This window comes from Delftia sp. WSY_12 (assembly GCF_043104645.1).
Taxonomy (GTDB): Bacteria; Pseudomonadota; Gammaproteobacteria; order Burkholderiales; family Burkholderiaceae_C; genus Comamonas; species Comamonas tsuruhatensis.
This window is the reverse complement of the sequence record NZ_JBICKW010000029.1, coordinates 83,798-97,078: the sequence shown is the minus strand read 5'-3', so window position 1 is coordinate 97,078 and position 13,281 is coordinate 83,798. Positions and strand designations below refer to the sequence as shown.

Below are 13,281 nucleotides of genomic sequence, written 5' to 3'. Positions count from 1 at the left end.
GGTGAGCGGGGATCATAGACAAGCCGATGGCTATAGGGCAATCAAATGCAGGGTCAGATACATCCTGTAAATGTAAGCAATTTCCCATCTTGGATACAGGCATGTATTTGAATGGCAGGCTATCCAATCAGGCATGTTCCAAAATCAGGTAATCCAGTCTTGGCTGATCATGTGCTGTGGCAGGCGACCTGGGAATGTGCTGTACTGGGCATGAAAGCATTTGCACTTTTTTGGTGCATTTTTGGTGAGATGCCATGTGAGCGACCGCTATCACCGTAACGGTGCAGAACTTCTGCACAAAGCCGGTGCATGGGAGGATGCTGCGGTGCTGCATTGGTAGGTCGGAAGGCGCCCCACCCAGCAGAAAAGACTGGCACGGTCCGTGCTTAACCCGGTTGTCACGAAATTTTTCAAACCGGAGGATCCCATGTCCCGTGCCAGCCTCAAGTCGCTCGCCATCGCCTGTGTCGCCATCGCTCCGCTCTGGGCCCATGCCCAGCTCACGGCCAATGTGTCCCTGACGACGAACTACAAGTTCCGCGGACAGGACCAGGACACGGGACGCAACAAGGCCGTCAAGCCTGCCCTGCAAGGCGGCTTCGACTACACCTTCGGCGACAGCGGCTGGTACATCGGCAACTGGAACTCCAGCGTGGACTGGCTGCCGGGCAACTCCCTGGAAACCGACTTCTACGGTGGCTACAAGTTCAAGGCCGGCGAGGTGGACCTGGACTTCGGGGCCCTGCAATACCTGTACTCGGGCAACTCCAGCGGCAACACCACCGAGCTGTATGGCGCGGCCACGTACGGCCCGTTCACGGCCAAGTATTCGCACACCGTGTCCAAGGACTACTTCGGCTGGGCGGGCGAGAAAGCCGGCTCGGGCCTGTCGGGCCGCAATACCGGCTACCTGTGGCTGGGCTTCAGCAAGGAAGTCATGCCCAAGGTGACCGTGAAGGCCTCGCTGGGCTTCACGCGCTTTGCCAGCGACATCAAGGGCCTGGGCGTGCCCAACTATATGGACTACAGCGTGGGCGGTGCCTACGATTTCGGCGACGGCGTGTCGCTGGGCGCGGCCGTCACGGGTGCGAACAAGAAGTCTTACTTTGGTGACGTCAACAAGGCCCGCCTGATCGTGACGCTGACCAAGACCCTGTAACCGGACCTGAGGAGCTAAGCATCATGAAACTGGTGACCGCCATCATCAAGCCCTTCAAGCTGGACGAGGTGCGCGAGGCGCTCTCCGACATCGGCGTGCAGGGCATCACCGTGACCGAAGTCAAGGGCTTCGGCCGCCAAAAGGGCCATACCGAGCTGTACCGCGGCGCGGAATACGTGGTCGATTTCCTGCCCAAGCTGCGCCTGGAGGCCGCCGTGCCCGACGCGCTGGTGGACCAGGTGATCGATGCCATCGAGGCCGCTGCGCGCACCGGCAAGATCGGTGACGGCAAGATCTTCGTGCTGCCCATCGAGCAGGCCGTCCGCATCCGTACCGGCGAGACCGGCGACAGCGCACTGTGAGTTTCAACCCCACGTTTCCCGAAAGACTGCCATGACCAAACGACTTCTTTCCATGGGCCTGGGGCTGGGCCTGCTGGCCGCAGGCGCCGCTGCCCTGGCACAGGAGCCCGCCGCCGCTGCAGCCGTTGCCGATGCGGCCGCTGCAGCAGCCCCCGCCGCCGCGGCCGCAGCCGAGGCGCCGGCCCCCGCGCTCAGCGCCGGTGACACGGCTTGGATGCTGACTTCGACCATGCTGGTGATCCTGATGGTGATCCCGGGCCTGGCACTGTTCTACGGCGGCCTGGTGCGCACCAAGAACATGCTGTCCGTGCTGTGCCAGGTGTTCGTGATCTTCTCGCTGATCACGCTGCTGTGGGCCGTCTACGGCTACTCGCTGACCTTTGCGGGCGAAGGCAACTTCTTCGGCGGCTTCGGCAAGATCTTCCTCAAGGGCATTGCGCCCGACACGCTGGCCGGCGCACTGCCGACCATTCCCGAGTACGTGTTCGTGGCCTTCCAGTCCACGTTCGCCGCCATCACCGTGGCCCTGATCGTCGGCGCCTTCGCCGAGCGCATCAAGTTCTCTGCCGTGATCCTGTTCTCGGTGCTGTGGTTCACCTTCAGCTACATCCCCATGGCCCACATGGTCTGGGGTGGCGGCCTGCTGGGCAAGGACGGCGCGCTGGACTTCGCAGGCGGCACCGTGGTGCACATCAACGCCGGTATCGCCGGACTGGTGGGTTCCTACATGCTGGGCAAGCGCATCGGCTTCGGCCGTGAGGCCCTGCCTCCGCACAGCCTGACGCTGACCATGGTCGGTGCCTCGCTGCTGTGGGTGGGCTGGTTCGGCTTCAACGCCGGCTCGGCAGGTGCTGCCAACGGCATCGCCGGCCTGGCCTTCATCAACACCATCGTCGCCACGGGCGCCGCCACCATCTCCTGGCTGGCCGCTGAAGCCCTGCACAAGGGCAAGGCCTCGATGCTGGGTGCCGCCTCGGGCGCCGTGGGCGGCCTGGTGGTCATCACCCCGGCGGCCGGCCTCGTGGGCCCCATGGGCGCCATCGTCATGGGCCTGATCGCCGGTCCCGTCTGCCTGTGGGGTGTGTCCGGCCTCAAGAAGCTGCTCAAGGTCGATGACGTCTGCGACGTGTTCGGCGTGCACGGCGTGGGCGGCATCCTGGGCGCCATCCTGACCGGCGTGTTCTGCGCCTCCAGCCTGGGCGGCATCGAGCCGGCAAACTTCAACATGGGCCATCAAGTGTGGGTGCAGGTCAAGAGCGTGCTGCTGACCATCGTCTGGTCCGGCGTGGTGGCTGGCATCTCCTACAAGATCTGCGATCTGGTCGTCGGCCTGCGCGTCAGCGAAGAGTCCGAGCGCCAGGGCCTGGACATCACCACGCACGGCGAGGTGGCGTACTACCGCTGATCGGTTTCCAGGGAGTTCATTGCGGATTGGCCTCGGTGCTTGCACCGGGGCCTTTTTTGCTTTGGAGCCGCTGCAGAGATGGCGTCTTTGCCTTTTCGTCCCGGCTGTTTTGCGCCGCCCGCAGAACTTCAAGCGCGCCGTTCAAAAAATTCACGGGCCCGCACCGAGGCGCAAAAGGGCCCAGCCGCTACCATGCAGGCCATGGATTCAGCCCAAAGCCAACTCATCCAGATCGCCGAGCGCGTGCGCGCCGCGGCGGCCGACGCCACGCCGCTGCGCATACGCGGCGGCGGCACCAAGGATTTCCACGGACTGGCCCTGCAGGGCGAACTGCTGGACACGCGGGCGCTGGCCGGCGTGGTCAGCTATGAGCCCAGCGAGCTGGTCGTGACCGTACGCGCCGGCACGCCGCTGGCCGAGGTCGAGGCCCTGCTGGCCGCACAGGGCCAGTGCCTGGCCTTCGAGCCTCCGCATTTCGAGGGAGCGGATGGCCGCGCCACCGTGGGCGGCATGGTGGCCGCCGGCCTGTCGGGCCCCTCACGCGCCAGCGTGGGCGCCGTGCGCGACTTCATGCTGGGGCTGGAGATGATCAACGGCCAAGGCGAGCTGCTGCGCTATGGCGGCCAGGTCATGAAGAACGTGGCGGGCTACGACGTCTCGCGGCTGATGGCGGGCTCCTGGGGCACGCTGGGCCTGATCACCGAGGTCAGCCTCAAGGTGCTGCCCGTGGCGCCGGCCGAGGCCACGCTGCGCTTCGAATGCACGCAGCAGCAGGCGTTGGACTGGCTCAATGCCTGGGGCGGACAGCCGCTGCCGCTCAATGCCAGTTGCTGGCTGCAGGAAGACAGCGCGGCCCAGGGCGTGCTGTACCTGCGCCTGCGCGGTGCGCGTGCCGCCGTGCAGGCGGCCTGCGGGCGCCTGGGGGGCGAGCGCATGCACAGCGCTGCGGCCGACTGGCAGGCCTGCCGGGAGCACCAGCTGCCCTGGTTCACCGCACGCGCACCGGGCCATGCGCTGTGGCGCCTGTCCGTGCCGCAGACGGCGCCGGTGCTTGCGCTGCCTGACGGCTGCACGGGGCCCCTGATCGAATGGCAGGGCGCACTGCGCTGGGTACAGGCGCCGCGTGCGCTGGGCCATGCGCTTCGCGCGCTGGCAAAAGCAGCGGGCGGATCGGCCACCTTGTTCCGCTCCGAGGCAACGGGGCAGCCCGGCGCCGAGCCCGATTTCGACGCCCAGGCGGCCGATGCCACGGCCGCGCTGCATGCACGGCTCAAGCAGGCCTTCGATCCTGCGGGCATCTTCAACCGCGGCCGGCTGGCCGCCGCCTGGTAGGTCGGGCCAACGCCTGGCTCCGCCCATGCGCATGCGTCACCACCTGCACCTGCTCACGGACCGGCACCGCACGGTGGCCAGCAACCGCACGCTGGGCCTGTTGCTGGCCTTCAACGCGGGTGCGGTGAATGCGGGCGGCTTTTTGCTGGTGCACTCCTATACCTCGCACATGACGGGCTTTGTCTCGCTGCTGGCCGACAACCTGGTGCTGGGCAATACGGCGCTGGTGCTCAGTGCCTGCGGCGCGCTGCTGGCCTTTCTGTGCGGCGCGGCCGCGACATCGCTGCTGGTCAACTGGGCGCGCCACCACCGGCTGCGCAGCAGCTATGCGCTGCCGCTGCTGCTGGAAGCCGCGCTGATGCTGCTCTTCGGCGTGCTGGGCGCGGCCATGCTGGCCTGGCCCACGCCGTTCGCCGTGCCGCTGGCCGTGCTGCTGCTGTCCTTCATCATGGGATTGCAGAACGCCACGGTGACCAAGATGTCGTCCTCGCAGATCCGCACCACGCACATGACGGGCGTGATCACCGACCTGGGCATGGAGCTGGGTCGAGCCCTCTACTGGAATCGCCATGGCAGCCCGCCCGAGCACCGGGTCCACGCCAACCATGTGCGGCTGCGGCTGTTCGCAGGGCTGCTGTCCATGTTCCTGCTGGGCGGCATTGCGGGCGCGCTGGGTTTCAGGCACCTGGGCTTCGTCTTCGTCGTGCCGCTGGCCGTGGTGCTGTGCCTGCTGTCCCTGCCGCCGCTGTGGGCCGACCGTGCGCGGTTGCCCCTGCTGCTGGGCCGGCGAGCCGCGCCTCGCGCATGACCGCCGTGTCCGGCTGCCGTGCCTGACCGTTCCCCGATACCCATACAACAAGAGCCCCACCATGCAGACCCAACTCGCACCCCAGTACCGCGCCACGCCCGAGGGCCAGGAGGCCGAAGCCATTTTGCGCAAGTGCGTGCACTGCGGCTTTTGCACGGCCACCTGCCCGACCTACCAATTGCTGGGCGACGAGCTGGACGGGCCGCGTGGCCGCATCTACCTGATCAAGCAGGTGCTGGAGGGCGAGACCCCCACGCGCGCCACCCAGCAGCATCTGGACCGCTGCCTGACCTGCCGCAACTGCGAAAGCACCTGCCCCAGTGGCGTGCAGTACGGCCACCTGGTGGACATAGGCCGCAAGATCGTCGAGGAACAGGTGCCGCGCCCCTTCGGCGAGCGCGCCAGGCGCTGGGCGCTCAAGGAGGGGCTGAACTCGCCGCTGTTCGCCCCGGCCCTGAAGCTGGGACAGGCCGTGCGCGGCCTGCTGCCCGAAGTCCTGGCCGAGAAAGTGCCCCAGCCGCAGGATGCCGGCGCCTGGCCCGTGCGCGAGCATGTGCGCAAGGTGCTGCTGCTGGCCGGATGTGTGCAGCCGGCCATGATGCCGCGCATCAACTTCGCCACCGCGCGCGTGCTGGATGCGGCCGGCATACAGACCGTGATCGCGCCCAACGCCGGCTGCTGCGGTGCCGTGAAATTCCACCTCAACGACCAGGAAGGCGGCAAGGCGCAAATGCGCGCCAACATCGACGCCTGGTGGCCCCAGGTGGACAGCGGCGCGGTGGAGGCCATCGTCATGAATGCCTCGGGCTGCGGCGTCACCGTCAAGGAATACGGCCACCTGCTCAAGGATGATACGCAGTACGCGGACAAGGCAGCCCGCATCAGCGCCCTCACGCGCGACCTGAGCGAGCTGCTGCCTGAGCTCCTGCCCGAGCTGGCCGAGCGCCTGCAGGGCAGGGTGCGCGCACCGGCCGCGCCCATGGCCTACCACCCGCCCTGCACGCTGCAGCACGGGCAAAAGCTGCGCGGCGGCGTGGAAACCCATCTGGCCAGGCTGGGCTTCGAGCTGCGCGTGGCGCGCACCGAGTCGCACCTGTGCTGCGGCTCGGCGGGAACCTACTCGGTGCTGCAGCCCGAACTCTCGCACCAGCTGCGCGACCGCAAGATCGGCGCACTGACCGAAGGCTTCGATGCCCGGCGGCCTGCAGCCATCCTCTCGGCCAACATGGGCTGCATCGTCCACCTGCAAAACGGAACGGACGTGCCGGTGCGCCACTGGATCGAGGTGCTGGACGAGGCCCTGCCGGCCTGATGCCACCCGGGCAACACCCGCGCATCTGTGCCGCATGCGCGACGCCGTGGGGACTATGCCCGCGCAAGCCTTTGCAATGCTGGCATGATGCGGGGTTTCGTTTTCTCCAAGCCCATGTGCTCCGCCATGACTGAATCCGTGTCTGAACCGCAAGAACAGAACGCCGCGCTGCCGGCGGACGCCGCTGCCGGCACTGTGCCGCAGGCTGCCGCCAGCGCCGATGGCCAGGGCCGCAAGCGCTCGCGCCGCGGCGGACGTGGCCGCAACAAGGGCAAGGCCTCCGAGCCCGTCGCCGACGCCGCAACCGGCGCGGCCGGCAGTGCCGAGGCTCCCGCATCCAGGCCTGTGCGCACCCAGCACCCGCTGCTGGCGCAACTAGCCCAATGGCATCCGAACCTGTTCGGCGAGCAGCCCCTGCCGCTCAAGCGCGGCATCTTCGAGGACCTGCTGGCCGCCCATCCCGAAGCCATCGACCGCGACCAGCTCAAGCTGGCCCTGTCCCAGCACACACGTTCCAGCCGCTACCTCACCGTGGTGGCCAGCGGCCAGGCGCGTCATGACCTGCAGGGCCAATCGGTCGAGCCCATGGCGCCCGAGCATGTGCACCATGCGCTGATCGAGGTCTTTCGCCGCCGCCAGCACCGCTCGCCCGAGGACCTGGCGCCCAAGCTGCGCAACCGCATCATCGCCGCCTACGAGGCCTCGGGCCTGTCCCGCGACGACTATGCGGCGCGCGTGCAGGGCCGTGACGAGGCCACCAACGCCCTGGTGGCCGAGGCCCTGGCCGAAGCCGATGCGCGTTCTGCACGAGACGAAGCTCTGCTGCGCGCCTTCGAGGCCAGCGGCCAGACCTCCGAAGCCGGCTTTGCCGACATGTACGGCATGAACCCGCGCCAGGTGGCGCAGCAGCTGGAACGCGCCCGCCGCCGCCTGCAGACGCAGGCGGCCTGAGGCACAAGGACCGGCACCAAGGACCGGCAGCACCGCCTGCCGGCACACTCCACCGCCGCGTGCCCGGCAAGGGCCGCGCCGGTGAACCCGCCCTGGATCACAGGCGGCATCTCTGCAGCGGACCCTTCCGCCAGCACGCAGATGCCCACCAGGGGCGGGCCCGGGGATGAACTGTTTCACGGACGCCGCTGCACCCGGCCACGGGGCGGCGGCGCCTTGCCGTGCGCGCTCGTTCCCGTGGTCTGGCAAGGGCGCGCAAGGCACTTCAAAGCAAAAAAGCAAAAGGAGACTTGCGATGTGGCTGGGTTTGTCGTTGTTCTACGTGGGCGCCGTGCTGTGCCTGAATGGCCTGTGGATGCTGGGGCGCATTGCCGACCGGGAGATCTGGGTCATCAACGTGTTCGCGGGCCTGGTCTCGCTGATCATCGGCCTGGCCTCGGCCTTCGGGCCCGAGCCTGATGCGGCCTCTGTCAAGACCGGCGCGCTCACCCTGCTGTTCGCCTTCACCTACCTGTGGGTGGCCATCAACCGCTTCACGGGGGCCGATGGCCGGGGCCTGGGCTGGTTCAGCCTCTTCGTGGCGATCACGGCCGTGCCGGTGGCCATCGATTCGCTGATCGGCGCCCGCACTGCCATCGACTGGTGGATGGCCGCCAACTGGGCGGCCTGGGCCGTGCTGTGGGCCATGTTCTTCATGCTGCTGGCCCTGGGCCGCAACATCGGCCGCATGACGGGCGCGCTGTGCATTGCGCAGGGCGTGCTCACGGGCTGGCTGCCGGGCTACCTGCTGCTGGCCGGGCAGCTCACGGGCTGATTGCGCAGCGTTGGTGCGGGCAGGGCGTCAAGCCCCACGCCGTCGTGCATGCGCCAGCGCAGACAGCAGCGCAGCCGCGATGATGCAGGCGCCCCCCAGCAGCGTGCGCGGCGTCAGCACCTCGCCTGCAATCAGCACCGAGGAGACGCTGGCGAACACCACTTCGGCCAGCATGACCACGGCCGTCACGCCGGCCGGCAGGCGCGCGGCGCCGAACTGCAGCGCCCAGTTGCCCAGCATCAGCAGCACGGCCAGGCCGGCGGCGATCAGCATCCAGCCGGCCTGCGGAGCCGGCAGCGGCGGCACCAGGCCCACGCTGCTGCCTGCAAAGGCGCTGAACAGGCCCATCGCCATGCAGCCGCTGAACATGGCCAGCATGCGCGCCTGCGCCGGCACGGCCTGCAGGCGGCGCAGCAGCACATTGGTCAGCGCGAAGGTGAAGCCGCCGAACAGTGCCAGGCCGTCGGCCAGCGACAGGCCGCGCAGCAGCCCGGGCGAGCCGCCGCTGAATGTGCCCTCGGGCACGAGCACCAGCGCCACCCCGCCGAAGGCCAGCAGCAGCCGCGTCAGCGCAGCAGGCGTGGGCCGCTCGCCCAGGAGCCTCCAGGCCAGCAGCACCGACCATGCGGGCATCAGATAGAACAGCAGCACCACGCGCACCACGTCGCCAATGGTCACGGCCCAGTTGAAGGCGATGTTGTTGCTGCCCGCGCATGCGCCCAGCAGGATCAGGGCCGGGTACTGCAGCGCCTGGCGCAGGCTGGCCGGGCGCAGCGCCACCAGCCCCGCCAGCACCAGGGCATACATCAGCGCCGTGGCCCACAGCGGATGCAGGCCAGCCTCGTGCATGGCGCGGAACGGCCACCAGGCCAGGCCCCAGACCAGGGTGTTGAACAGCAGGGCGAGAACGGGCAGCGGGCTATGCATGGGGCAATGAAAAACGCCCGGGCAGGCAAGGCCTGCTCCGGACGCCGTGGGGACAAGGGCAGGCTAGTGGCAATCCTTGCGGGCAATCGCCAGCAGGCGCTCGACTTCCTCGGGATGCTGGCGCAGGTTGTTCCTGTGCCAGCGTCCGATCAGCCACATGATGCCGGCCACCACCAGGCCGAACACCGTGATGGCACCAAAGGCCGACAGCCCGAACTTGGTGGACAGCGCATAGAAGGCGCCCAGCGCCAGGATGCAGGCCTGCTCGTTGAAGTTCTGCACGGCAATCGAGCGGCCCGCGCCCATGAGGTTGTGGCCGCGGTGCTGCAGCAGCGCATTCATGGGCACGACCAGGAAGCCGCCCAGGCCGCCCAGCAGGATCAGGAAGGGAATGGCCACCCACACGCTGTGGATGAAGATCATGGCGATCACCAGCAGGCCCATGGTGATGCCCAGCGGAATGACGCGCGTGGCGTTGTCCAGCCGCATGCGCATGGATGCGAGGATGGCGCCTGCCGCCGTGCCGATGGCCACCACGCCCACCAGGGCCGATGCCTGGGAGGTGCCGTAGCCCAGGGCCGCCGCGCCCCAGGCCAGCACGATGTAGCGCAGATTGCCCGACACGCCCCAGAACAGCGTGGTCGTGGACAGCGAGATCTGGCCCAGCTTGTCCCCCCACAGCCGCTGGCTGCAGGTCCAGAAGTCGGGCAGCAGGGCCAGGGTGTTGGCCAGCAGGCTCTTGCTGGGGTCCTGGCGCAGCGGGCGCAGGATGGTGTCGGTCAGCGGAATGCGCAGGTTGAACCAGGCGGCCAGCGCATAGACGCCGACCAGCACGGCAATCGCCGCCTCGGCCGCAGTGTCCACGCCCGTGTCCAGCAGCGGCAGGTCGAAGTCCAGCAGATGGGTCGAGATGCCCGGGCTCAGCAACTGCCCGCCCACGAGCACGCCCAGGATGATGGAGGTGATGGTCAGCCCCTCGATCCAGCCATTGGCCTTGACCAGCTGGGAGGCGGGCAGCAGCTCGGTGAGGATGCCGTACTTGGCGGGCGAGTAGGCCGCTGCGCCCAGGCCGACCACGGCGTAGGCGATCAGCGGATGGTTGCCGAACAGCATCATCAGGCAGCCCACGATCTTGATCGCATTGCTGATGAACATCACCCGCCCCTTGGGCAGGGCGTCGGCAAAGGCGCCGACGAAGGGGGCCAGGATCACGTAGAACAGCGCGAACATGGGCACCAGGGCGGCGCGCTGCCACTCGGGGGCGCCATTGGTGCGCAGCAGTTCCACGGCGGTCACGAACAGGGCGTTGTCTGCCAGCGAGCTGAAGAACTGCGCTGACATGATGGTGTAGAAACCGCGCTTCATGGATAGGCAGATGGGGTCAGCCGCAGGGCTGCTGACCGGTTAAATAAGGGCCCCGTGGCAAGTGACTGGCGGTTATATCACGCGGCCTTTGGCCGGCAGTGCCAGAATCCCAAGCTTCTGACTGAGTGAAAACCATGCCGCGTCCCATTCTTGCCACCATCCATTCCGCCGCGCTTCGCCACAATCTGGAGCGGGTGCGGCAAGCGGTCCCCGATGCCAAATTGTGGGCCGTGGTCAAAGCCAACGCCTATGGCCACGGTATCGAAAACGTGTTCGAGGCCCTGCGCGGCGCCGACGGCTTCGCCATGCTGGACCTGGCCGAGGCCGAGCGCGTGCGCCAGCTGGGCTGGCGCGGCCCCATCCTGCTGCTGGAGGGCGTGTTCGAGCCGCGCGACCTGGAGCTTTGCTCGCGCCTGTCCATCTGGCATGCCGTGCATTGCGACGCCCAGATCGACTGGCTGGCCGCGCACAAGACGCAGAACGGCCACCGCGTCTTCCTCAAGATGAACTCCGGCATGAACCGCCTGGGCTTCACGCCCGAGCGCTTTCGCGCGGCCTGGGCCCGGCTCAATGCCTTGCCCCAGGTGGAGGAAATCTCGTTCATGACCCACTTCAGCGATGCCGACGCAGGCGCTGGCCAGTCGGGCATCTCCGCGCAGCTGCAGCGCTTTCACGACGCCACGTGCGACCTGCCCGGCGAGCGCAGCGTGGGCAACAGTGCCGCCACGCTGCGCCATGGCGACGATGCCCAGGTGCGCTGCGACTGGGTGCGGCCTGGCATCGTGCTGTACGGCAGCTCGCCCGACTATCCGCAGCATACGGCGGCCCATTGGGGCCTGCAGCCCACGCAGACCCTGAGCTCGCGCATCATCGGCGTGCAGCAGCTGGCTGCGGGGCAGAGCGTGGGCTATGGATCGCGCTTCACGGCCGAAGCTCCCGTGCGCCTGGGCACCGTGGCCTGCGGCTATGCCGACGGCTATCCGCGCCACTGCGGCACCGGCACGCCCGTGCTGGTCGACGGCGTGCGCACCCGCACCCTGGGCCGCGTGAGCATGGACATGCTGGCCGTGGACCTGACGCCCGTGCCCGATGCCTGCATGGGCAGCGAAGTCACGCTGTGGGGCCGCGCCAGCAACGGCGCCGTGCTGCCCATCGACGAGGTGGCCGAGGCGGCCGGCACGCTGGGCTATGAACTCATGTGCGCCGTCGCGCCGCGCGTGAACAAGGCCGTCGATTGATCAGGGCGCGGCCTGGACGCTGTCCCTGGCCCGCTCCAGCAGCGCCATCATCTGCTGTTGCGCGGCAGGCTCCCAATCCTTGAGCAGCCGCGCCGCCAGCGCCTGGCGCGACTGGCGCAGCCGGTCGAACAGGGCCTGGCCCTGGGGGCTGAGGCTCAGGCAGCGCACGCGGCGGTCGCGGGCGTCCGGTTCGCGGTCCAGCCATCCCTGCTCCTGCAGCTGCGCCAGCATGCGCGCGAGCTGGGCCTTGTCCATGTGGCTGTGGTCGACCAGATCCCTTTGCGTGCGGCCCGGGTGCCGGCCCACGTACATCAGCACGCGCACCTCGTTGGGCGTCAGCCCGGGCTCCATGGACTCCATGTCCTCGCGCATGCGCGAGCGGAACAGGTGCAGCAGCTCGTGCATGGCCTCGAAGATATCGGCGGGCAGGGAGGCATTCATGGCAGGGTCTTGTGGAAATATGTTGACAAAGTCAACGGATGACAGAGAATTGGTGGACTAAATCAACATTCTAGGCCGTCACAGGCCGTCTCGCCAATGAACTTGCCCAATCCAGCCAACTCTGCCGTGGCGCCTGCCCCCGTCGTCCACCGTGTCCGCCATCCCTTCCGCGCCCGCCATGTGCAATTGCTCTCGCGCGAGCAGCCCAGCCCCGGCTTTGTGCGCCTGACCCTGGGCGGACCCGAGCTGGAGGACTTCGTGAGCGCCGGTTTTGACGACCACGTCAAGCTCATCCTGCCGCAGGCCGGGCGCGAACTGCCCGCGCTTCCCGTGCTGCTCGATGGCCGCCCCACCTTCGTGGAGGACGAGCGCCCCACCTTGCGCGACTACACGCCGCTGCGCTACGACGCTGCGCGCCAGAACCTCATCATGGATTTCGCACTGCACGATGCCGGCCCCGCCACCGAATGGGCGCTGACCGCGCCCCTGGGCCAGTGGGTGGGCCTGGCCGGGCCGCGCGGCAGCCTGGTGATCTCGGCCAACCTGCCATGGCATTGGCTGTTCGGCGACGAGACCGCCATGCCCGCCATCGAGCGGCGCCTGGCCGAGCTGCCCGCCGGCAGCCGCGCCGTGGTGCGCGTGCAGCTGCGCAACCCTGCCGACCGCCGCCAGTGGAAGAGCACGGCCCAGCTGGACTGTGCCTGGGTCGAATCGCTGGCCGACGCCGTGCAGGCGCTGGAGCTTCCCCAGGACGACGACGGATATATCTGGGCGGCGGGCGAGCATAGCGCCATGGCCGAGCTGCGGCGCCTGCTGCTGGCCAAGGGCGCCGCGCCCAAGCGCATGCGCGTGGCCTCGTACTGGAAGCAGGGCCAGGCAGACCACCATGAAGACCTGAACGATCCCAGCTGACCTGCGTGGAGAAAAGCAAGAAAGGCACAGACGAAAAAAAGCCCACCGAAGTGGGCTTTTTTTCGTGGTGGTTGCGCGAGAAGGATTTGAACCTCCGACCTTTGGGTTATGAGCCCAACGAGCTACCAGACTGCTCCATCGCGCGGTAATTCCGCAGTAATTTCGTTTCACCGCATTTTGTGCAGCGAAGAAGGTAACTATAACCGATATCTCTTTGTCACGCAACTGCGTTAGACAACAGGCAGGCGGGCGGGG

The 13,281-nt window shown here is 67.8% G+C and carries 13 protein-coding genes and 1 tRNA gene; 10 read left to right on the top strand and 4 right to left on the bottom strand.

Features of this window, described 5'->3' with window-relative positions:
* The first annotated feature begins 427 nt into the window (after window positions 1-427).
* From ACF8LI_RS18335 to ACF8LI_RS18300, 8 genes are all read left to right on the top strand, one after another.
* The gene (locus ACF8LI_RS18335) at window positions 428-1,159 is read left to right on the top strand and encodes a TorF family putative porin (protein ID WP_016448601.1); all 732 of its coding nucleotides are present in this window, start codon (window positions 428-430) and stop codon (window positions 1,157-1,159) included.
* A 23-nt stretch (window positions 1,160-1,182) separates the two neighbouring features.
* Window positions 1,183-1,521, top strand: a complete 339-nt coding sequence (locus tag ACF8LI_RS18330; RefSeq protein ID WP_012202241.1) for a P-II family nitrogen regulator — start codon at window positions 1,183-1,185, stop codon at window positions 1,519-1,521.
* 31 nt (window positions 1,522-1,552) lie between these two features.
* Complete coding sequence (gene amt / locus ACF8LI_RS18325; protein ID WP_026062912.1) at window positions 1,553-2,926, top strand: ammonium transporter; 1,374 nt, start codon at window positions 1,553-1,555, stop codon at window positions 2,924-2,926.
* A 192-nt stretch (window positions 2,927-3,118) separates the two neighbouring features.
* A complete protein-coding gene (gene glcE, locus ACF8LI_RS18320) occupies window positions 3,119-4,258 on the top strand; it encodes a glycolate oxidase subunit GlcE (protein ID WP_392413691.1) in 1,140 nt (379 codons plus the stop codon).
* 25 nt (window positions 4,259-4,283) lie between these two features.
* Complete coding sequence (locus ACF8LI_RS18315; RefSeq protein WP_012202244.1) at window positions 4,284-5,066, top strand: YoaK family protein; 783 nt, start codon at window positions 4,284-4,286, stop codon at window positions 5,064-5,066.
* A 61-nt stretch (window positions 5,067-5,127) separates the two neighbouring features.
* Entirely contained in the window at window positions 5,128-6,378 is a 1,251-nt protein-coding gene (gene glcF, locus ACF8LI_RS18310; RefSeq protein ID WP_392413689.1) for a glycolate oxidase subunit GlcF, read from the top strand.
* Between the two features lie 84 nt (window positions 6,379-6,462).
* On the top strand, window positions 6,463-7,329 hold the full coding sequence (locus tag ACF8LI_RS18305) for a ProQ/FinO family protein (RefSeq protein WP_047218853.1): 867 nt from the start codon (window positions 6,463-6,465) through the stop codon (window positions 7,327-7,329).
* Between the two features lie 295 nt (window positions 7,330-7,624).
* Window positions 7,625-8,143 carry an AmiS/UreI family transporter gene (locus tag ACF8LI_RS18300; protein ID WP_017407488.1) on the top strand — a complete coding sequence of 173 codons (519 nt, stop codon included), beginning with the start codon at window positions 7,625-7,627 and terminating at the stop codon, window positions 8,141-8,143.
* 27 nt (window positions 8,144-8,170) lie between these two features.
* Here the strand turns inward: ACF8LI_RS18300 and ACF8LI_RS18295 are convergent, their stop codons facing one another.
* The gene (locus ACF8LI_RS18295; RefSeq protein WP_016448592.1) at window positions 8,171-9,070 is read right to left on the bottom strand and encodes a DMT family transporter; all 900 of its coding nucleotides are present in this window, start codon (window positions 9,068-9,070) and stop codon (window positions 8,171-8,173) included.
* Window positions 9,071-9,133: 63 nt separating this feature from the next.
* Window positions 9,134-10,435: a lysophospholipid transporter LplT gene (lplT, locus tag ACF8LI_RS18290; protein WP_016448591.1), complete on the bottom strand. Its 1,302-nt coding sequence runs from the start codon at window positions 10,433-10,435 to the stop codon at window positions 9,134-9,136.
* Between the two features lie 134 nt (window positions 10,436-10,569).
* Here lplT and alr point away from each other — a divergent pair, with 134 nt between their 5' ends.
* Window positions 10,570-11,673: an alanine racemase gene (gene alr / locus ACF8LI_RS18285; RefSeq protein WP_392413686.1), complete on the top strand. Its 1,104-nt coding sequence runs from the start codon at window positions 10,570-10,572 to the stop codon at window positions 11,671-11,673.
* Here alr and ACF8LI_RS18280 read toward each other — a convergent pair whose 3' ends face one another.
* Window positions 11,674-12,114: a MarR family winged helix-turn-helix transcriptional regulator gene (locus ACF8LI_RS18280; RefSeq protein WP_016448589.1), complete on the bottom strand. Its 441-nt coding sequence runs from the start codon at window positions 12,112-12,114 to the stop codon at window positions 11,674-11,676.
* A gap of 96 nt (window positions 12,115-12,210) precedes the next feature.
* Between ACF8LI_RS18280 and ACF8LI_RS18275 the strand changes: the two genes are divergently transcribed.
* Entirely contained in the window at window positions 12,211-13,026 is an 816-nt protein-coding gene (locus ACF8LI_RS18275; protein ID WP_017407487.1) for a siderophore-interacting protein, read from the top strand.
* Between the two features lie 68 nt (window positions 13,027-13,094).
* On the opposite strand, the gene ACF8LI_RS18270 is transcribed toward ACF8LI_RS18275, so the two are convergent.
* Window positions 13,095-13,171: transfer RNA gene (locus tag ACF8LI_RS18270), tRNA-Met, on the bottom strand.
* Between the last annotated feature and the right edge of the window lie 110 nt (window positions 13,172-13,281).

Excerpts from the sequence above, each read along its gene's own strand:
- ACF8LI_RS18335 (WP_016448601.1), top strand. The coding sequence starts at position 428 with ATGTCCCGTGCCAGCCTCAAGTCGCTCGCCATCGCCTGTGTCGCCATC.
- ACF8LI_RS18330 (WP_012202241.1), top strand. The coding sequence starts at position 1,183 with ATGAAACTGGTGACCGCCATCATCAAGCCCTTCAAGCTGGACGAGGTG.
- amt (WP_026062912.1), top strand. The coding sequence starts at position 1,553 with ATGACCAAACGACTTCTTTCCATGGGCCTGGGGCTGGGCCTGCTGGCC.
- glcE (WP_392413691.1), top strand. The coding sequence starts at position 3,119 with ATGCAGGCCATGGATTCAGCCCAAAGCCAACTCATCCAGATCGCCGAG.
- ACF8LI_RS18315 (WP_012202244.1), top strand. The coding sequence starts at position 4,284 with ATGCGCATGCGTCACCACCTGCACCTGCTCACGGACCGGCACCGCACG.
- glcF (WP_392413689.1), top strand. The coding sequence starts at position 5,128 with ATGCAGACCCAACTCGCACCCCAGTACCGCGCCACGCCCGAGGGCCAG.
- ACF8LI_RS18305 (WP_047218853.1), top strand. The coding sequence starts at position 6,463 with ATGATGCGGGGTTTCGTTTTCTCCAAGCCCATGTGCTCCGCCATGACT.
- ACF8LI_RS18300 (WP_017407488.1), top strand. The coding sequence starts at position 7,625 with ATGTGGCTGGGTTTGTCGTTGTTCTACGTGGGCGCCGTGCTGTGCCTG.
- ACF8LI_RS18295 (WP_016448592.1), bottom strand. The coding sequence starts at position 9,070 with ATGCATAGCCCGCTGCCCGTTCTCGCCCTGCTGTTCAACACCCTGGTC.
- lplT (WP_016448591.1), bottom strand. The coding sequence starts at position 10,435 with ATGAAGCGCGGTTTCTACACCATCATGTCAGCGCAGTTCTTCAGCTCG.
- alr (WP_392413686.1), top strand. The coding sequence starts at position 10,570 with ATGCCGCGTCCCATTCTTGCCACCATCCATTCCGCCGCGCTTCGCCAC.
- ACF8LI_RS18280 (WP_016448589.1), bottom strand. The coding sequence starts at position 12,114 with ATGAATGCCTCCCTGCCCGCCGATATCTTCGAGGCCATGCACGAGCTG.
- ACF8LI_RS18275 (WP_017407487.1), top strand. The coding sequence starts at position 12,211 with ATGAACTTGCCCAATCCAGCCAACTCTGCCGTGGCGCCTGCCCCCGTC.